Origin of the sequence: Enterococcus sp. DIV2371, from assembly GCF_050498525.1 — a bacterium.
GTDB classification, from domain to species: Bacteria; Bacillota; Bacilli; order Lactobacillales; family Enterococcaceae; genus Enterococcus_B; species Enterococcus_B mangumiae.
The window spans coordinates 1,866,489-1,885,570 of the sequence record NZ_JBIPAJ010000001.1; the positions used below are offsets into that span (position 1 = coordinate 1,866,489).

The window sequence follows — 19,082 nt, forward strand, 5'->3', positions numbered from 1 at the left end:
TCAAATAATCTAACGCATGTCATTATACCCTACTTTTTCTAGAAAAAGAATCGTTGAATGTCATTCCATGTCACTAATACCATCAACAGCATCAGGAAACCAAAACCAACGAGCGTCAATATGCCTTCTTTTTCCTGACTAAGTGGTTTGCCACGAACACCTTCAAAAATATTCAGTACTAATTTACCGCCGTCTAATGCGGGGATCGGTAATAAATTGACGATCCCTAAGTTCATTGACAAGATCGCCATCAATCCGATGACTGTCATTACACCTTGGTTTGCTGCTTCAGAAGATAATTGGAACATCATCACAGGGCCACCTAATTTGTCTAAGCTAAAGCCTGTAAATAACGAACCTAATGCTTTGAATATTTCTAATGAACTGCTGAATGCACGTTGAGTCCCGCCAATGATTTTATCAAAGAAGCCAGTTTTCATAGGTGCTTGTATCCCAAGCTGACCAATTTTTTCACCGTTTGACTCAACCGATTTCGGCGTTACTTCAATCGTAGAAACTTGACCATTACGTTCGACTTCAAAATCAAGCGGTTTATCTGGATTTTCAGTAATGATCGCTGTTAGATCATTCCATGTTTGGATCGATTTTCCATCCACTTGCAGAATCTCATCATTTTCTTGCAAACCGGCTGCAGCGGCAGCTCCATCCGGCGAAACGACACCGATTTGATTCGTATTTGTGACTGTCACGCCACCTTGCATAAACGCTAACACGATGAATAATAGAATCGCTAAAATAAAATTATTCATCGGACCAGCAAAGTTGGTCAACATCCGTTGCCATAATTTTGCTGATTGGAATTGTACATCTCTCGGCGCAATCCTCAATTCAGTTCCATCTGCCTCAATGATCGAGGCATCGTGATCGACTGCATACGTTACTTCCTGTGTTTCATCGCCATTCACATAACCTGTGATCGTCAGTGCTTCATCAAGATCATAACGGATCAATTCCATTGGGATCGCATTCGTCAATTGGATCTTTTTACTCAAGTTGATTTTCTTTACGACTTGATCTGAATCCATTAAGAGTGACAACGGCATTCCTGGTGCCATTTCCGTTTCGTCATCCCCATTCCCAGCCATTCTCACATAGCCACCGATCGGTAACAAACGCAATGTATAAGTCGTGCCGTCTTTTGCTTGGTGACCGTAGATTTTAGGTCCCATGCCGATGGCAAACTCGCGAACTAGGATTCCTGATCGTTTCGCAAAGAAGAAGTGGCCAAATTCATGTACGATCACTAAGATGCCAAAAACGATAATGAACGTGATAATTGTTCTCATCCTATTCTCCTTTACATTTATCATTATTTTTATTCAGTTAAAATAAAACTACTTAATTTTACCATATTATCCACACTTCACCAAGCACCGATTAAGATGTAAAAAAATAAAAATCCTGTAAAGAATCTCCTCATCGATCATGTCTTGTTGACGCGTAGCTGACTGACCGTTTTGGAAGCTTCTTTTACAGAATTTTTTACTTATATCAATCCAAATAAATACATGACTGGAAAGACGAATAACAGACTATCTAATCGATCTAAGATTCCTCCATGCCCTGGTAAAATATTCCCTGAATCTTTGACCTCATAGTGACGTTTGATGGCTGACTCAACTAGATCCCCAAATTGTCCAACGATCGAAAGGATGATTGTCAGAAGTAACATGATCAGTAATCCATGACCAAACAATTCTTGCGGTGGATATAATAAGAAATACAATAATGCAACAACTACTGCACTAGCGATTCCTCCCAATGCCCCTTCAATCGTTTTATTAGGTGAGATCTCGGGACATAGCTTGCGCTGGCCAAAACGTCGACCAACTAGATAAGCACCAATGTCGGTTGCCCAAACGATGAATAACCCAAACAATAGTACGTTGATTCCTTCTGTACGTGCACTGACAAAGTTCTGAAAGCCAAAACCGACGTACAGACTGGTTACGACTGGAAAACCAGCTTCATCGATCGTGTACATGTTTTTTGAAAAGACGGCTGCGCCTAACAGGATCATCACTGTTAAATAAAATAACATAAACTCATTCGTTTGTTCAGGTAGAAAGAAAAACCATCTTTCTTTCGGCAAAACAAGAAATACTGCTCCGATAGCAGAAAGGATTCCTTCAAAACTTAGTAGTGTCAAGCCTTTCATTCGAAAAAGCTCATAGACACCAACGACTGCTAATAGAGCGGCTACTAATTCAAGACCAATGCCGCCGATCCAAATGATTGGAATAAATAATGCTAACGCTACTACCGCAGTGATCACACGTTGCTTCATGATTGTTCTCCTTTATCTACGCTTTTTACTCCACCAAAACGACGGTCCCGATGTTGATAAGAAGCAATTGCTTCTTCCAAGTGAGCGCCGTCAAAATCTGGCCATAATGCTTTTGAAAAATATAATTCACTGTATGCGATCTGCCACAACAAAAAGTTGCTGATTCGTTCTTCGCCACTTGTGCGAATGACCAATCCAGGATCACGAAGTTCAGGAGGTAAAAATCCGGTCATCAAATGATCCGCAATCATTTCCTCGTCGATTTCTTCCGGAGAAAGATCATTTTCTTTTACCTGTTCACTGATTGCTTTGACTGCCGAGATGATTTCTGCCCGACTGCCATAATTCAACGCAAAGTTTAAAATCATCCCCGTATTATCTTTCGTTTGTTCAATGGCACGACGAACTGCATCTTGTGTATGCGCAGGCAACAACTCTTCGTACCCCATCACTTGGACTTTGACGTTTTCAGCAATCAACTCAGGAACGAACGTATCAAAAAAATCGACTGGTAATTGCATCAAAAAATTGACTTCGTCTTTTGGACGTTTCCAGTTTTCAGTAGAGAACGCGTAGAGTGTCAATACTTTTACCCCAAGACGAGAAGCTTTTTTGGTGACTTTCTTAACAGTTTCCATTCCTTCTTTATGACCGGCTACCCGTGGAAGGCGACGGTTTTGTGCCCAACGACCATTCCCATCCATAATGATGGCGATATGTTTCGGGATATCCCTCTCAGCATCAAAATGGTGTTCACTTTTTTCTTGAATATATTTGTTTTTTTGCGGAAAAAAACGTAACATTCTTTTTCCTCCCATACTAAAAAATTACAGCTATCTCTATTATTATAGCAATATCTGACGTTATTTCCTATGGTATACCCTTTTTTTATGCAAATTCAAAGGATTTTTTAGTATTTCTTAGTCGAAAAGTAAAAAACAGGAGACAGCATTGCTTACTGTCCACCTGTTTTTGTTGATTCTTATACTTCCAGTAATTCTTTTTCTTTGTCAGCAGCAATACTGTCGACTTCTTTGATGCTGTTATCTGTCAGAGTTTGCACTTCTTTTTCTAAGTCACGCAAATCGTCTTCTGTGATATCGCCATTTTTTTGTTGTTTCTTGTATTCATCGATTGCATCACGACGAATATTGCGGACAGCGATTTTCGCATTTTCAGCTTCTTTTTTTACGTCTTTCGCTAATTCTTTACGACGTTCTTCTGTCAACTGAGGAATCACTAAACGGATCACATTTCCGTCATTTGTTGGGCTGATCCCAATGTCACTTGCCATGATCGATTTCTCGATATCTTGAAGGACGCTTTTATCGAATGGCGTGATCATCAATACACGTGCTTCTGGAATTTGGATCGAAGCCAACTGGTTCAACGGTGTTGGTGCGCCATAATAATTAACAGTGATACGATCTAACAAGCTCGCATTCGCACGACCGGCACGGATCTGTCCAAGTTCACGTTGTAGATTTTGTGCTGCTTTTTGCATTTTGTCTTTTGCTTCTGTCATAATTGCATCTGCCATTGTTTATTTCCCCCTTACGGTTGTTCCGATATTTTCACCTAAGATTGCTCGGCGAATGTTTCCATGTTCGTTAAGATTGAATACAAGTAGTGGGATATCGTTGTCCATGCTCAATGAGCTAGCAGTTGAATCCATTACTTGTAATCCTTTTGCAATGACTTCCATATGTGTCAATTCATCGAATTTCACTGCGCTTGAATCGATTTTTGGATCGGCAGAATAAACACCGTCAACATTGTTCTTAGCCATTAAAATAACGTCAGCGCCAATTTCAGCTGCGCGTAATGCCGCAGTTGTATCTGTAGAAAAATACGGGTTACCAGTACCACCGGCAAAAATAACGATACGCCCTTTTTCTAAATGACGCTCTGCTTTACGACGGATATATGGTTCTGCGATTTGTCGCATTTCAATGGAAGTTTGGACGCGTGTAGGAACACCGACATTTTCTAATGTATCTTGTAATGCTAAAGCGTTCATCACAGTCGCTAACATGCCCATGTAATCTGCTTGTGCACGTTCCATCCCCATTTGTGCGCCGATTTGACCGCGCCAAATATTTCCACCGCCGACAACAATTGCCATCTCAACACCTAACTCGTGGACTTCTTTGATTTCTTGGATGATTTCTTTGATAACTGGCGGTTTGATCCCAAACCCTTCATCTCCGGCTAAAGCTTCTCCACTTAATTTTAAGACGACACGCTGATATTTTGGTGTGACCATGTTCATTCCTCCAATATTTTCTATTGACATTCTACCATATCCAGATAGTTTAGGCACGAAAATACCTACACACATCTCTTGCCCTAAAAAAAAGAGCTGTGACGAATGTCGCTGCTCCTCATTTCATTCAAATAAGCGATGTGTCCAATGCGGTCTCAAAGAAAATGAAGAAAACTCTTCACTTTCTTTGGACCAAACATCGTACCCATTAATCAAGTCCGTAAACTGGATTATTTTTTCACTTGGTTCATTACTTCTTCAACAAAGTTATCTTCACGTTTTTCGATACCTTCGCCGACTTCAAAGCGGACAAATGTTTTCACAGTTGCGCCTTTAGAAGCAACGTATTTTTCAACAGTCATATCAGGATCTTTAACGAATGGTTGGTCAACCAATGCGATTTCAGCTTTGAATTTGCTCAAACGTCCTTCAACCATTTTTTCAACGATGTTCGCTGGTTTGCCTTCGTTCAACGCTTGTTCAGTCAAGACTGTACGTTCGTGATCTAATTCAGCTTCAGGAATTTGAGTTTCGTTTACATAACGAGGGTTGATTGCTGCTACGTGCATTGCAACGTCTCTAGCAACTGTATCGTCAGTTGTTCCTTCTAAAACAGCTAATACAGCAATACGTCCACCCATGTGTAGGTATCCGCCAAATGCAGCATTGTCATCTTTTTCGATTACTTCGAAACGACGGAAGCTGATTTTTTCTCCGATAACTTGTGTTGCTTCGATCAAGTCAGATTCAACTGTACCTTTTGATGTTTTGATTTTCATTGCTTCGTCCATGTCAGCTGGTTTGTTTTCAGCAACTAGTTCAGCGATTTCTTTTACTAAATCTTGGAACATTTCGTTTTTAGAAACGAAGTCAGTTTCTGAGTTAACTTCAACGATTGCTGCAGTATTTCCTTTCACTGCAACTGAAGCAAGACCTTCAGCGGCGATACGATCGTTTTTCTTCGCAGCTTTAGCCATTCCTTTTTCACGTAAAAGATCAACTGCTTTTTCAATGTCGCCTTCTACTTCAACCAATGCTTTTTTCGCATCCATCATTCCTACGCCAGTCATATCGCGTAGTTCTTTTACCATTTTAGCTGTAACATCTGCCATTTTTACTTCCTCCTAATTATTTTCTTTAAAAAAAGCTGTTTCAAAGGAGAGTGAGGCTTGTCGCCTAGCCTTTGAAACAGCTCCATCATTTAAAAATTATTCTGCTGAAGAGTTGTCGCCTTCTACAACATCAACGATTTCTTCGATTGAAGTTGCAGTGTTTTCTGCTGAAAAATCTTCTTCAACAACTTGATCTTCCCCTTGATTACCTTCGATGAAAGCATCAGCCATTTTTGAAGTGATCAATTTAACGGCACGGATCGCGTCGTCGTTTGATGGGATAACTACATCGATCTCATCTGGATCGCAGTTTGTATCAACCATTGCTACGATTGGGATATTCAATTTGTGTGCTTCTTGAACAGCAATACGTTCTTTACGTGGGTCAACGATGTACATTACATCTGGAATTCTTGGCATATCAGCGATACCACCTAAGAATTTTTCAAGACGTTCACGTTGTTTGTTCAAACCAGCAACTTCTTTTTTAGGTAGAACAGCAAAAGTTCCATCTTCTTCCATTGCATTGATTTGTTTCAAACGAGCGATACGTTTTTGGATCGTATCCCAGTTTGTCAATGTTCCACCTAACCAACGGTGGTTTACAAAGTATTGTCCAGCACGAGTTGCTTCATCTTTGATCGCTTCTTGTGCTTGTTTTTTCGTACCTACGAATAAAGCAACGCCGCCTTCTTCTGCTACGCTCTTCATGTAATCGTAAGCTGCATCTACTAATTTAACTGTTTTTTGTAAGTCAATAATGTAGATTCCGTTTCTTTCTGTGAAGATATATTTCTTCATTTTTGGGTTCCAGCGACGAGTTTGGTGACCAAAGTGTACGCCGGCTTCTAGTAATTGTTTCATTGAAATTACTGCCATGTTTGTTTCCTCCGATTTGGTTTTTATTTTCCCTCTTCTTGTCTTCCAACTCGCTAGCCAACTTTTTCAAGCACCGACCAACGATCCAACAAGAATGTGGATTTATCGAACAGACGATCAAGATACCCGAAGATAGTCTTTTTCTGCTCAACATTCAATAGTTTAACTGAAAAGCAACGAAATTTCAAGAAAAAATATCAACTTATACGTTTTTTTGTCTTTTCTCTTCAAGACTCTTTTTGATTCTTTTCTTTTGCGAAATTTTTATAAGGCATTCGTGAAAATCGAAAGCTAGATCAAAAATAAAGATGGGCAAATCAACGTTTTTTTGTTATGATACTTGTGAAATGTTTCGTTAAAGGAGAAGTAGGATGCGAAAAAATGAGCGACACATATTAATTAAACAAATCATTGAAGATTATACGATCCGTACACAAGATGAAATGTTAAGCAAGTTGACCGAAATGGGCGTCTCTGCTACACAAGCGACGATTTCAAGAGATATTCGTGACTTAAAAATCGTCAAAGCCCCTGATGAGAACGGGGTGTCCCATTTTGTTCTTTTCAAAGAAAAAGAATCGGCAGAGTCAAAAAGCGAAGATGAAAAGCGTTTGATCCAAATGATTGAAGATATCGTGTTGAAAGTGGAACGTGTCCATTTTTTGACCATCGTCCATACCTTACCAGATAATGCCCCGTTGTTTGCTGCTGTATTAGATGAAATCAAACCGCCACATATCGTCAGTACTATCGCTGGTTTCGATACAACGATCATTATTTCAAAAGATGATGAAGATGCGCAGTTAGTTGAAAAATTTTTGCATCATCCGACTGAAACCTCTATTTTTGACCAATAATCAATAGAAAAAAAGGAGTAGAAATCAATTGCGATTTCTACTCCTTTTTTGTGTCAATCCTCTAGCATTTTTTTCTTTTATATTGGATAAATGAATTTTAACTTATTACATTTTTTCCGGAGCATGCAACCCTAATAGACGTAAATCTTCTTTCAGCAAGACAGTCACCGCATAAACTAATGCTAAGCGTGCTTCTTTTTGTTCATCATCCGCTAAGATTTTTGTATGTGCATAGTATTTGTTGAATGCTTGTGCCAATTTGATTGCGTGTTTCGCAATGATCGATGGCTCATATTTTTCACCTGCTTGAAGCACTGTTTCAGGATATTTCTGTACAAGCTTCACGACTTCCCAACTATTTTCATCGTTCAACGCATAATCTTGTTCTTCAGAAGGGACAAAACCTGCTTTATCTAGCAAGCTCATTGCACGTGCATGAGTATATTGTACGTAAGGTCCTGTTTCCCCTTCAAAACGAACAACTTCTTCAAGATTGAAGTCAAACGTATTCAAACGATCATTTTTCAAATCATGGAAAATAACAGCACCGACACCCACTTGTTTTGCGATGACATCTTTGTTTTCCAAATCAGGATTCTTTTCACTGATTTGTTGTTTTGCTGAGTCGATCGCTTCATTCAATACTTCTTCTAGTAAAACGATTTTCCCTTTACGTGTTGATAGTTTTTTTCCACCTTGTGTGATCAAACCAAATGGGATGTGGTGCATATCATCTGACCAATCAAAGCCTAGTTCTTTCAAAACAGCTTTCAATTGTTTGAAGTGATAGCTTTGCTCATTCCCAACGACATACAATGATTGACTGAAATCATACGTACGTTTACGGTACAAAGCAGCTGCCAAGTCACGTGTGATATATAGTGTCGCACCATCTGATTTTTTGATCAATGCAGGATTTAGGTCATAAGCAGATAAGTCAACGATCTCTGCTCCTTTATCTTCTTGCAAGAGATGTTTTTCTTCAAGTAATTCAACGATCTCATCCATCTTGTCATTGTAGAAAGCTTCTCCGTTCAATGAATCAAAGCGAACTTCTAATAAATCATAGATCTTGTTGAACTCTTTCATTGATTCGTCACGGAACCATTGCCATAGCTCCATTGCTTCTTCGTCGCCTTCTTCTAGACGCTTGAACCAAGAACGAGCTTCATCATTTAATTCAGGTTGTGTTTCAGCTTCTTCGTGGAATTGGACGTATAAACGTAATAACTCATTGATTGGTTCTGCTTTTACCGACTCAGCTGAACCCCATTTTTTGTAAGCAACGATCAATTTACCAAATTGTGTTCCCCAGTCGCCTAAATGGTTGATACGTACTGGTTGATAGCCTAGTTTTTCCATGATGAAACCAATCGAGTTTCCGATCACTGTCGAACGTAGGTGACCCATAGAAATCGGTTTGGCAATGTTTGGTGAAGACATATCGATTGGCACACTTCCTTGGTTTCCGATCGTGCTGTCGCCATAGTGTTCTTTTTCCTTCACTACAGTGCCTAACACTTGCTTACTGATGATTTCTTTGTTCATAAAGAAGTTCAAATATGGACCTACGACTTCGATCTTTTCAAAATTCGTTGCATCGATTTTTTCTGCTAGATCCGCCGCGATCTGTTGAGGTGCTTTACGGAAGATTTTTGCTAATGAGAACGCAGGAAATGCGACATCTCCATGTTCTGCTGATTTTGGATTTTCCAATAATTGGGCAACTTGCTCCAACGTCAAGTCATCTTGTACTACTTCATATAGTGCTTTTGCAACAACATCTTTGTTATTCATCTATTTTCCTCCTATATATTGTTTGCTGTAAAACAAAAAAATCTCTAGCAAATCCATACTTTCCATGAATTTACTAGAGACGAGAATTCCCGCGGTACCACTCCAATTGTCCTAAAAAAGGACCTGCTCCATCTGATATCGGTAGACGACCGTCTGTCTAAAACAGAGTTCTCCAAGTGCGCTTCATTGGGATTTGTTCGTCCGGCTTCCACTCTACCCAGACTCGCTTTGAACGAAATGACACCAATTACTCTCTTGTTCAGCAAACATTGCTCTTATTTAACTTGATTAAATTATAGCAGAAATCCAATCGACTGGCTAGAGTTTTCTTCATAAATAAACGGTGTTCGAAAAGCTGACCTTCAACAATAAGCTAAAAAACCCAAAAATATGAGAAGCTATTTTCTGATTTTCTATCTTATTGCTCAGGTCAAAGCGCTTTTCTCACAACCTAAAATGTCCAGGAGGTCTAAAGGAGAATAAAAACCAACTGGACATTTTATACACACGGTTATAGTAAAACTGTGAGAAAGAGCTTATGCTTCATCCGCAACGATGATCGTTCCTTCTTCTGAAGCCAATAGATTCTCAATGTTTTCTAAAGAAGTAATAATTGCTTTTCCAGCAGGGCGAGCTTCCACAAACGCAATCGCTGCTTCCACTTTTGGCAACATACTTCCTGGGGCAAACTGGTTTTCAGTAATGTACTGTTTCATTTCTGAAACGCCAACTGTTTCTAATTTCTTTTGATCTGGTTTTTGATAATTTACATACACGTTATCGACGCCAGTCAACACGATCAATAAATCTGCACCAATGATCTCAGCTAATTTTTCAGAAGCAAAATCTTTATCGATCACGGCTTCTTTTCCTTCAAGACCTGTCGCTGTTTCCACTACTGGAATACCGCCACCGCCAACAGAAATCGTGATGACACCTTGTTCCACTAATGTTTGGATGACACGAGCTTCTTTGATTGAGATCGGTTTTGGTGAAGCAACAACTTTACGCCAGCCACGACCAGAATCTTCTTTGAACGTTACGGAAGAATCAGCCTTCATTTGTTCATTTGCTTCTTCTTCTGTATAGAAAGGTCCCACTGGTTTGCTCGGATTTTTGAATGAAGGATCATTCTCATCAACGATGACTTGTGTTACTAAAGAAACGACATCTTTATCGATGCCTTTTTCTTTCAACACTTCACCCATTGCATTTTGTAACCAGTAACCGATTGAGCCTTCCGTCATTGCTACACATGTATCCAATGGCATTGCCGGTGTTTTTTCTGAGTCAGCTGCTTGTTGTTGAATCAACAAGTTCCCAACTTGTGGCCCATTTCCATGTGAGATGATCAACTCATCTCCTTGTTCAATAAATTTCACTAAGTATTTTGCTGTTTCCATCAACGCATCTTGTTGCGCTTTTGCACTTGCATCTGTTGATAAAATCGCGTTTCCGCCTAATGCAACGACCACTTTTCTATTTGCCATGTTTATCTCCCTTTCTTTCAGAACATTCTGAATTTTGCCGATGACAAAACAAGCCAGCGTTCCTCTCGAACGATCCTCACGCTGACTCGTTTTGATTATTTACTTGTTAGTGTTTATACACGAGGAATGAATAAGTTTCCTAATGTTGCTGCCATGATTGCTTTGATTGAGTGCATGCGGTTTTCTGCTTGCTCAAATTGGCGTGCATATTTGCTGCGGAACACTTCATCAGTCACTTCCATTTCAGTGATGCCAAAGCGTTCTTTCATTTGCTCACCGTATACAGTCTTAGTATCATGGAACGCTGGTAAGCAGTGTAAGAAGATCAAACGATCTGTATTGTTTGTTTTTTCTACCATATCCATGTTGATTTGGTAAGGTTTCAATAATTTGATACGCTCTTCAAACTTATCTTCTTCACCCATTGATACCCATACGTCTGAGTAAAGAACGTCAGCTCCGTCTACACCTTTCGCTACATCGTCAGTGATCATTAGTTGTGCGCCTGATTTAGCCGCAAACTCTTCAGCCATTTTCACGATTTCTTCTTCAGGTTGTAATTCTTTTGGTGCAACGATACGCATGTTTGTTCCTAAGATCGCACCTGTTACTAATAATGAGTTCGCCATGTTGTTACGGCCATCTCCACAATAAGCAACTGTGATGCCTTCTACTTTACCGAAGTTTTCTTGGATCGTTAAGAAGTCAGCGATCATTTGAGTTGGATGCCATTCGTCCGTTAAACCATTCCATACAGGCACGCCTGAGTATTCTGCCAATTCTTCAACCATTTGTTGGCTAAAGCCGCGGAACTCGATTCCGTCGAACATGCTTCCTAATACTTTCGCTGTATCTTCAGTTGATTCTTTTTTACCCAATTGGATATCATTCGCACCTAAGTATTCAGGATGCGCACCAAGATCGATTGCTGCAGTTGTAAATGCGGCACGAGTACGTGTTGATGTTTTTTCAAATAGTAACGCAATATTTTTTCCTTCTAAGTAATGATGTGGGATGCCACGTTTTTTCAAATCTTTCAAGTGTTGAGAAAAGTCGATCAAATACTGTAACTCTTCCTTTGTAAAATCTTTTTCTGCTAATAAACTTCTTCCTTGAAATACTGATTCTTTCATATGAACATTCTCCTTTAAAATTGTATTCTATTTGATATTTAGGTTAAGAGGAAATCTGATGGCAGCTGACAGTAACTGCCATCAGGAATAAACTATTTTAAATCTTCACGAACTAATGGTTGGCTCATACAACGAGGACCGCCACGACCACGTGACAATTCACTTGAAGTGATTTCCAGCACTTTGATACCGTAGCTTCTCAATAACTCATTGGATACATAGTTACGGTTGTAAGTAACTACTACACCAGGAGCGATTGCTAATGTGTTTGAGCCATCATTCCATTGTTCACGAGGAGCAACAATCGCATCACCATTACCAGTAGGGATCAACACTAGATCATCTAACCCTAAAGCTGATTTCAATGACTCTTGTAAATCATCTGAATGAGAGATCGTGATATCATCGCCAGCTTGTTCAATTGTAAAGACATCCATTTTTCCTTCTTTACTTTGGATTGCTGGGTGGATCGTGAACTTATCATGGTCAACCATTGTAAATACTGTATCTAAATGCATCATCGCACGGTTATTTGGGATCTTGATTGCCAAGACTTTTTCAAATCCTGAATTTTTCGCAAATAAGTGACGTGCTAAACGCTCGATTGCTTTTGCATTTGTTCGTTGTGAGATACCAACAGCGACAACTGTGTCACTAAGGATCAATTCATCCCCACCTTCGATATGGTCTGGATTTTCACGATCCAACCATACCTCAACGCCTTTATTTGCAAAACGTGGATGGTGTTTCAAAATGTATTCTGTGAACATTGACTCACGACGACGTGCTTCAAATGCCATTTTATTCACTGTCATTCCGTTCCCCATTGATGCGGAAGGGTCTCTCGTGAAGTATAAGTTAGGCATTGGGTCCATGTAGAATGGATAATCATCATCAGCTGATAGATCATATAAGCTGCGTGATTTAACATCGATATCTTTTGTACGAACACCAGCCATGATCTTATCAACCATATCTTGTGTATCCATTGATAGAAGGAACTCATGAAGACCATCTCTAACAGCATTTGATGCAATGAAAGATTCGTCTAACATTTTATTTAAAAATTGCTCTTTGACATTGCCAGCATCGATTGCTTCAGCCGCCAATTTTTCTAGATATAATGTTTCTGCCCCTTCACTTTGAAGTACTTGTGCAAATTCATCATGCTCAGCTTGTGCGATCGGTAAATATGGAATATCATCGAACAACAAACGGTCCATAATATCTGGCGTTAGATTTTCCACTTCTTGTCCAGGTCGTTTTAATAATACTGTCTTTAACTTCCCTATCTCAGAGAAAACGTGAATCGGTTTATCCATGTTGTGTTGCCTCCTTCGTTTTGTTTACATTCTTAGAATAAACCGGTTTTGTAATCACTTTCATGCTTTTCTCGCATTTAAAATGAGAAGAATCTCACATTATTAAACATTAATTAAATAATTAAACATTTTTGCAACTTTTATTAATAATTTCTCTTTTTTTTATACTGAAAACTCTCTCAAAAAAATTTTTATTCATCAAAAATTTTTTTATGTATATTTTGAAATTCCAATTAAATTAAGCTTGTTAGCGTTTACTTTATGTATATTATTTGTTTTTTATACAGTTTTATGATAGGTCAACAAATTTTATTCATTCGTTTTGTATAATTCTTACATAATAACAAAGTCTATTGATTTTTTATAATAAATTGCTTTTATCTGCGTGTATTTTCTCTTTTCTATGAAACGTGATTCTACACACAGCACCAAATGGTATTTATGGCTGATCTTTATAAATCGTTATGTCCTCTCTTTTGAAAAATAGTCAAAAACATGAATGTGTTTAAGACTGTTCGTCATTATTTCTTTGGATCTGAATGCTGGTTGATTATTAGATTAATCATTATCCCATTCTAAGTAGTTGAAACAATTCTTTGGCTAGACTTTAGGAAAAGGAAAAATAAGTTTATCTAGTAAATTTTTGTTTCTAAAGGACTGTGCTAAAGCTTTACAAAAGAATTAAAAGAAGTCACAATAGAACTAAAGTATTAATTAGGAAGTAGGAATATCCATGCGTATAAATAAAATCGACTATCATTTTTCTAAACTCAGATATCAACCTGATTTTGAACACTTTACTGATGAGGAATTTGAAGAACTCAAAGAGCAGACTGTCCTACGTTCATATAAGAAAGGACAAGTACTCTTTGATGAAGGAGATGAACGTCAGCGATTCTATGTACTATCAGAAGGCCTGATCCGCTTAGAGCGTTATGACGAAAGCGCCACTTATTACTACTATGATTATGTCACCGCAAATAATCTTTTTCCAATGTCCGGTATTTTTGAAGAAGGAACCTATACGTATACAGCACAAGCCATGACCGATATCGAAACATTTTACTTCCCTGTCGCTTGTTATGAAAAAATCGTCAGAAACAATCCTAGCCAATTGATCTATATGATCCAAAAATTAGCTAAAGTCGTCCAGATGCATGAACTACGCATCCAAATCGGCTTGACTTCCAGTGCCTTTGACCGAGTAAAACAAAACCTATTTGTTTTAAAAGAAGAATTAGGAATCCCTACAGAAGATGGCCACGTATCGATCCCTTACCCTATCACGCTGAAAGAACTTGCTGTGAACAGCGGCACCACACGTGAGACTGCCGGACAAGTCATCAAGCAGCTGAAAGATTCAGGGTTGCTGGATTACGATAAGAAACGATTTACGTTTTGTAAGGAGGCAGTGACGCCGGGGTGGCGGGAGTGATCCGCCAAAGCATTCTACACTAATCAAATAACAATAGATGAGCCAAAGATAGTTTAAATATAAAACTGCCTTTGGCTCATCTTCATTTTTATCTTTAAAATATTCAATAAAAGAAGGAAGTAATTTTTTATTTACTTCTTTTTTCTTTGATAAAAGCAATAATTGGGTTTGTTTTCATCACTGTAGTGAGTACAAAATAGACGAACATAGCGATTAAACCTTGTATTATATTTGTCATTAAACTTGGTGGCATAGCTTGTGTCAACATTCTTGTAATGATCATCATTACAAGTGCTGAAATAAGATAAATAATTATACGACGAAAATTAAAAGAAAAGTTAGTCGACTTGAGAAACGACCTTACTCTCACTGCAGTAACAAAAAACTCTGCCAGTAAATTAGAAATGACGACTCCAAAAAATCCAATAGTTGGTAATAAAATTAAATTACTTATAATATTTATGCCTGCACCAATAATCACAGATTTATTGTATTCTTTTACCTTGCCAATAGGAATAAGGTATTGCCTAGAAACAGCCATGCCTAAAGGAATGATTACAATTAATGGGGTGAAAAACGGAATTACATTATTTATAAATAAAAACTTTTCACCAAAAAACCACGGAACAAGTTTATCATATACAGTTAACATCCCAAACATAATGGGCAAACTAAAAAACAACTGTAAATCAATTGTCTTATCCATTAATTCAACAATACGATGAATACTTTTTTTTGCAAACAAACCACTCATGTGTGGTAGTAAAACAATATCCAGTGTAGTGATGATGGTAATAAACACAGTATTCAGTGTTAATGAGTTTGTATAAAACCCAACTGCTGAAGCTCCTATAAATACGCCCAACAAAGTCTTATTCAAATTCGTGTATAAAGTAATCGCCACTTGTGGTATAAAGAATTCAAAAGAACCTTTGATGTGACTAAAACTTTTTTTTAGGTTAATTTTTTGAAACTTAATATAAGGTTTGATAAAGAACCAAACTAATAATTGTGAAATGAAGGTACCCGTTGTTTGGATCAAAATATAGATACCTACATCATTTGAATCCTTAATAAAAAGCAGTATTAGTACAAAGGTAATTATTTGAACGAATAAACTTGATACACTTGTCAACTTAAAATCTTCAATTCCCATAAAGAACCAGGATATATCGAATAACACTGCTAAAATTGTTAAACTTTGAAAATAAAAATAATTACTGTTAGGTAGAAAGCTGACTACACCAATATAAATAAAAAATACTGTTAACGTCAATATTGCTTTAAACACAACAATTTCCCAAAATAGTTTAGATATATCCTCTTGCCGATTATACGCAAGTGCAATTTCTCTGTTTCCATACATAGCTACGCCTAAACTAGCAACTAATACAAAATATTGTGCGATTGAATTTGTATAATTGAAAATACCTATTCCTGCAGGACCTAACGCCATAGAGACTATCGGTATAGTTACGATTGGAATAACTATTTTCATTATCTGGAATATAGATTGATAAATGAAATTTCGAGCTATGTTTTTCACTCAATCAATCCCTTCTAAAAATGTCTCTGGTATAAACTTTTTCTTCAACGTCAACTAATTCTTCATCAAATCGATTAGATATGATTACATCACTAATATTTTTAAATTCTTCAAGTTCATGAATCACAGGAAAACCAGAAAACTCTGTATCATCTAAAGTAGGTTCATAAACCACAATAGAAATACCTCTCGCCTTCAGTCTTTTCATTACACCCTGAATCGAAGAATAACGAAAATTATCTGAGGCAGCTTTCATTGTTAAACGATAAATTCCTACTACTTTAGGATTTCTAGTTAAAATTTGCTCTGCAATAAAATCTTTTCTAGTCGTGTTTGCATCAACGATTGCACCAATTAAATTACTTGGAACACCACTATAATTCGCACGCAACTGCTTAGTATCTTTTGGTAAACAGTAACCACCATAACCAAACGAAGGGTTATTATAATGTGAACCAATCCTAGGATCTAGTCCGACCCCTTCAATGATTTGCCTACTATCTAAACCATTTGACTCAGCATACGTGTCTAGTTCATTAAAATATGCAACTCTTAGAGCCAAATACGTATTTGAAAATAATTTGATTGCTTCAGCTTCTGTTGAATTTGTTAATAATATAGGGACATCTTTATCGTGTGCATTCTTCTTAAAAAGATTTGCAATTTTTTGCCCTCTATCTGAATTTTCACCAATAACAATTCTTGATGGATGAAGGTTGTCGTATAATGCTTTGCCTTCACGCAAAAATTCTGGAGAAAAGATTATCCGCTCCGTTCCATACTTTTTCTTTAACTCTTCTGTGTACCCTACAGGAACAGTGGATTTGATTATAAAAGTAGCATCCGGTCGAATTGCTAAAGCTTCTTCGATTACTTTTTCAACTGAAGAAGTGTTAAAGTAATTTTTCTTTTCATCATAATCTGTTGGGGTTGCGATAATTAGGTAATCACCAAAAATAACAGCTTCTTCGAAGTCTTTAATAAAATTAATCTTGAGATTATCCTTTTTTAAAAATTCACTGATTTCTTTATCTTCTATAGGAGAGATTCCTTGAATCAGCTGATCTATTTTTTCTGTTACAATATCAAATGCTTTGACTTCCTCGCTTTGGCTTAGAAGTAGTGCATTTGCTAAACCTACATAGCCTAAGCCGAATACTGAGATATTCATATCCTTGTCCTCGTCTTTTCTAAGTTTCTATTTGCTTTTATAAAGTAATATAAATAAGTAACGTTCCACTTTTCTGTAAATGGCACTTTATTTCTTATATTGGTTAACTCTGTTTTTTTCTCTTCATAACACAAGGCGTTATCTGAAGAAATAGCTAGCTGTATTACGGTATAAAGAAATAAGTAATAATATTTTTTTTTAATTTTATTGCAATTTTTTTCGATCCATTCCATTGAAAATTTATACGTGCCACTTCTTCCTACTCGATTTGTTTGCTCCTCATTATGATAGATGACTAATGGTTCCTTGATATGTTTGAAAGAGATTCCTTTATCACTAGCCTGAATGACCCAGTCCCAATCTTGATGTTTAATCAGTTCATTATCGAAGGGTACTTCTTCAAAAATATTTTTTGATCCAAATAATGTAGATGTTTGAATAAATCCGCTTTTCAAACCATATCTATAAGAAAACAAATAATCCACTATGTTTCCATTGCTATTATCGAAGTTTTTTCTTGGTAAAACAACCTCATTAGACTTCATTTTATTTATAACAGAGCAGAATATAATACTTTTATTCTGAAATGATCGACAAAGATTTATTTGCTGTTCGATTTTTTCAGGTAACCACTCATCATCATCATCTAATAATGCAATGTACTTACCTTTTGCCTGATCAATCCCAAAATTTCTAGCATAATTTCCACCTTTTTTTTCTATAGTTTCAAAGCATTCTAAAGGTAAAATACAGTTAGTTTTATAATTCTGTAACATTTTTTTGATTCTATTGTTTACACCATCGATTACAACTACAATTTCAATATCTCTATAGGTCTGTCTCTCAATACTCTTAATAGCTCTTATTAATTCAGTATCCCTATTTACTGTAGTTATAATTGCTGTTACAAGTTCTTCTTTCACCATTATTGATTCGTCCTCTATTTGTTATATTCATTCGATTTAATCCGAATTAGTTGATTTTATTTGTCTTTTATACATTATTTTAGCTGGAACCAAACCTGCAATTATAGGTCTTAGTAAGTAATAATATTTATACTTGGGTATATTCATTAATTTATAGCCTTTATAACGTACTACTATCTCTTCTAATCTATGTTTAAATCGACGTTTATTTTTTATATCATCTATATTCATCTTATATCTTAATAAAGGTTCATTGATATTGGCTCCCAAATAGCCTTTCGAATATCCTCGCATAAACAAATCATAATCTTCAGCTCGAGTGGTTTCTTTAGAAACCCTATATCCGCCCATATCTTTCAAAAAAGATTTTCGAAACATAGTTGCTGGATGAACAAAACTTGATTGCTTCATTAAATCTTTTTTATCTGGAACAGATTTACTAGACCTATTTTTCACAGTAATTTTTTTACCATCAAATATATCTATGTTTGATGAACAAAAGCTATATTCTGGATGCTTATCAAGATAATCCTTTTGTCTAGCTAAGCGCTGTTCGTAGCTAAAATCATCAGCATCCATTCTTGCAATGTACTCACCATTTGCCATATCTATGCATTTGTTTAATGAATATGCAAGGCCTTTGTTTGTAATATTTTTAATAACTATAATTCTACTATCTTTTCTCTGCCATTCTTGTAGACGAACTAATGTATCGTCTATTGAACCATCGTCACATATTATAAATTCAAATTCCTCTAAAGATTGATTCAATATCGATATAATTGCAGAATCTAATTCTTCTTTAAAACTATTTTTCACACTCATTATTACAGAAATCAC

General features: G+C 36.9%; 17 protein-coding genes. 2 read left to right on the forward strand and 15 right to left on the reverse strand.

What is annotated here, in order from left to right; genetic code table 11:
- Window positions 1–38 precede the first annotated feature (38 nt).
- The 7 genes from rseP to rpsB all read right to left on the reverse strand — a co-directional run bounded on the left by rseP (window position 39) and on the right by rpsB (window position 6,565).
- Window positions 39–1,307: an RIP metalloprotease RseP gene (gene rseP / locus IGL24_RS08695; protein ID WP_207115539.1), complete on the reverse strand. Its 1,269-nt coding sequence runs from the start codon at window positions 1,305–1,307 to the stop codon at window positions 39–41.
- 200 nt (window positions 1,308–1,507) lie between these two features.
- Complete coding sequence (locus IGL24_RS08700) at window positions 1,508–2,308, reverse strand: phosphatidate cytidylyltransferase (protein WP_207700072.1); 801 nt, start codon at window positions 2,306–2,308, stop codon at window positions 1,508–1,510.
- Window positions 2,305–3,111 (reverse strand): isoprenyl transferase, encoded by an 807-nt coding sequence (locus IGL24_RS08705; protein WP_206857143.1) that lies wholly within the window; start codon window positions 3,109–3,111, stop codon window positions 2,305–2,307. The genes IGL24_RS08700 and IGL24_RS08705 overlap by 4 nt, the downstream gene beginning before the upstream one ends.
- 179 nt (window positions 3,112–3,290) lie before the next feature.
- Window positions 3,291–3,848 carry a ribosome recycling factor gene (gene frr / locus IGL24_RS08710; protein WP_206857141.1) on the reverse strand — a complete coding sequence of 186 codons (558 nt, stop codon included), beginning with the start codon at window positions 3,846–3,848 and terminating at the stop codon, window positions 3,291–3,293.
- A 3-nt stretch (window positions 3,849–3,851) separates the two neighbouring features.
- Complete coding sequence (gene pyrH, locus IGL24_RS08715; RefSeq protein WP_206857138.1) at window positions 3,852–4,574, reverse strand: UMP kinase; 723 nt, start codon at window positions 4,572–4,574, stop codon at window positions 3,852–3,854.
- Window positions 4,575–4,804: 230 nt separating this feature from the next.
- The gene (gene tsf / locus IGL24_RS08720; RefSeq protein WP_206857136.1) at window positions 4,805–5,686 is read right to left on the reverse strand and encodes a translation elongation factor Ts; all 882 of its coding nucleotides are present in this window, start codon (window positions 5,684–5,686) and stop codon (window positions 4,805–4,807) included.
- A 96-nt stretch (window positions 5,687–5,782) separates the two neighbouring features.
- Window positions 5,783–6,565, reverse strand: a complete 783-nt coding sequence (rpsB, locus tag IGL24_RS08725; RefSeq protein ID WP_010735184.1) for a 30S ribosomal protein S2 — start codon at window positions 6,563–6,565, stop codon at window positions 5,783–5,785.
- 371 nt (window positions 6,566–6,936) lie between these two features.
- Here rpsB and IGL24_RS08730 point away from each other — a divergent pair, with 371 nt between their 5' ends.
- A complete protein-coding gene (locus IGL24_RS08730; protein WP_206857135.1) occupies window positions 6,937–7,422 on the forward strand; it encodes an arginine repressor in 486 nt (161 codons plus the stop codon).
- Between the two features lie 105 nt (window positions 7,423–7,527).
- Here the strand turns inward: IGL24_RS08730 and argS are convergent, their stop codons facing one another.
- The 4 genes from argS to arcA all read right to left on the reverse strand — a co-directional run bounded on the left by argS (window position 7,528) and on the right by arcA (window position 13,164).
- The gene (gene argS / locus IGL24_RS08735; RefSeq protein ID WP_206857134.1) at window positions 7,528–9,219 is read right to left on the reverse strand and encodes an arginine--tRNA ligase; all 1,692 of its coding nucleotides are present in this window, start codon (window positions 9,217–9,219) and stop codon (window positions 7,528–7,530) included.
- A 536-nt stretch (window positions 9,220–9,755) separates the two neighbouring features.
- A complete protein-coding gene (gene arcC, locus IGL24_RS08740; RefSeq protein ID WP_207115540.1) occupies window positions 9,756–10,709 on the reverse strand; it encodes a carbamate kinase in 954 nt (317 codons plus the stop codon).
- Between the two features lie 113 nt (window positions 10,710–10,822).
- Window positions 10,823–11,842, reverse strand: coding sequence for an ornithine carbamoyltransferase (argF, locus tag IGL24_RS08745; protein WP_206857121.1), 1,020 nt, complete (start codon window positions 11,840–11,842; stop codon window positions 10,823–10,825).
- Window positions 11,843–11,934: 92 nt separating this feature from the next.
- Window positions 11,935–13,164, reverse strand: a complete 1,230-nt coding sequence (gene arcA / locus IGL24_RS08750; RefSeq protein WP_206857118.1) for an arginine deiminase — start codon at window positions 13,162–13,164, stop codon at window positions 11,935–11,937.
- Window positions 13,165–13,897: 733 nt separating this feature from the next.
- Here arcA and IGL24_RS08755 point away from each other — a divergent pair.
- Window positions 13,898–14,599 carry a Crp/Fnr family transcriptional regulator gene (locus IGL24_RS08755; protein ID WP_206857110.1) on the forward strand — a complete coding sequence of 234 codons (702 nt, stop codon included), beginning with the start codon at window positions 13,898–13,900 and terminating at the stop codon, window positions 14,597–14,599.
- A gap of 127 nt (window positions 14,600–14,726) precedes the next feature.
- On the opposite strand, the gene IGL24_RS08760 is transcribed toward IGL24_RS08755, so the two are convergent.
- Genes IGL24_RS08760 through IGL24_RS08775 form a run of 4 tightly spaced genes read right to left on the reverse strand, consistent with a single transcriptional unit; the run spans window position 14,727 to window position 19,082 of the window.
- Window positions 14,727–16,145: an oligosaccharide flippase family protein gene (locus IGL24_RS08760; RefSeq protein ID WP_206857109.1), complete on the reverse strand. Its 1,419-nt coding sequence runs from the start codon at window positions 16,143–16,145 to the stop codon at window positions 14,727–14,729.
- 4 nt (window positions 16,146–16,149) lie between these two features.
- On the reverse strand, window positions 16,150–17,316 hold the full coding sequence (locus IGL24_RS08765; protein WP_206857100.1) for a nucleotide sugar dehydrogenase: 1,167 nt from the start codon (window positions 17,314–17,316) through the stop codon (window positions 16,150–16,152).
- Window positions 17,313–18,242: a glycosyltransferase family 2 protein gene (locus tag IGL24_RS08770; RefSeq protein WP_206857097.1), complete on the reverse strand. Its 930-nt coding sequence runs from the start codon at window positions 18,240–18,242 to the stop codon at window positions 17,313–17,315. The genes IGL24_RS08765 and IGL24_RS08770 overlap by 4 nt, the downstream gene beginning before the upstream one ends.
- Before the next feature lie 36 nt (window positions 18,243–18,278).
- Window positions 18,279–19,082, reverse strand: a complete 804-nt coding sequence (locus IGL24_RS08775; protein ID WP_206857096.1) for a glycosyltransferase — start codon at window positions 19,080–19,082, stop codon at window positions 18,279–18,281.

Excerpts from the sequence above, each read along its gene's own strand:
- rseP (WP_207115539.1), bottom strand. The coding sequence starts at position 1,307 with ATGAGAACAATTATCACGTTCATTATCGTTTTTGGCATCTTAGTGATC.
- IGL24_RS08700 (WP_207700072.1), bottom strand. The coding sequence starts at position 2,308 with ATGAAGCAACGTGTGATCACTGCGGTAGTAGCGTTAGCATTATTTATT.
- IGL24_RS08705 (WP_206857143.1), bottom strand. The coding sequence starts at position 3,111 with ATGTTACGTTTTTTTCCGCAAAAAAACAAATATATTCAAGAAAAAAGT.
- frr (WP_206857141.1), bottom strand. The coding sequence starts at position 3,848 with ATGGCAGATGCAATTATGACAGAAGCAAAAGACAAAATGCAAAAAGCA.
- pyrH (WP_206857138.1), bottom strand. The coding sequence starts at position 4,574 with ATGGTCACACCAAAATATCAGCGTGTCGTCTTAAAATTAAGTGGAGAA.
- tsf (WP_206857136.1), bottom strand. The coding sequence starts at position 5,686 with ATGGCAGATGTTACAGCTAAAATGGTAAAAGAACTACGCGATATGACT.
- rpsB (WP_010735184.1), bottom strand. The coding sequence starts at position 6,565 with ATGGCAGTAATTTCAATGAAACAATTACTAGAAGCCGGCGTACACTTT.
- IGL24_RS08730 (WP_206857135.1), top strand. The coding sequence starts at position 6,937 with ATGCGAAAAAATGAGCGACACATATTAATTAAACAAATCATTGAAGAT.
- argS (WP_206857134.1), bottom strand. The coding sequence starts at position 9,219 with ATGAATAACAAAGATGTTGTTGCAAAAGCACTATATGAAGTAGTACAA.
- arcC (WP_207115540.1), bottom strand. The coding sequence starts at position 10,709 with ATGGCAAATAGAAAAGTGGTCGTTGCATTAGGCGGAAACGCGATTTTA.
- argF (WP_206857121.1), bottom strand. The coding sequence starts at position 11,842 with ATGAAAGAATCAGTATTTCAAGGAAGAAGTTTATTAGCAGAAAAAGAT.
- arcA (WP_206857118.1), bottom strand. The coding sequence starts at position 13,164 with ATGGATAAACCGATTCACGTTTTCTCTGAGATAGGGAAGTTAAAGACA.
- IGL24_RS08755 (WP_206857110.1), top strand. The coding sequence starts at position 13,898 with ATGCGTATAAATAAAATCGACTATCATTTTTCTAAACTCAGATATCAA.
- IGL24_RS08765 (WP_206857100.1), bottom strand. The coding sequence starts at position 17,316 with ATGAATATCTCAGTATTCGGCTTAGGCTATGTAGGTTTAGCAAATGCA.
- IGL24_RS08770 (WP_206857097.1), bottom strand. The coding sequence starts at position 18,242 with ATGGTGAAAGAAGAACTTGTAACAGCAATTATAACTACAGTAAATAGG.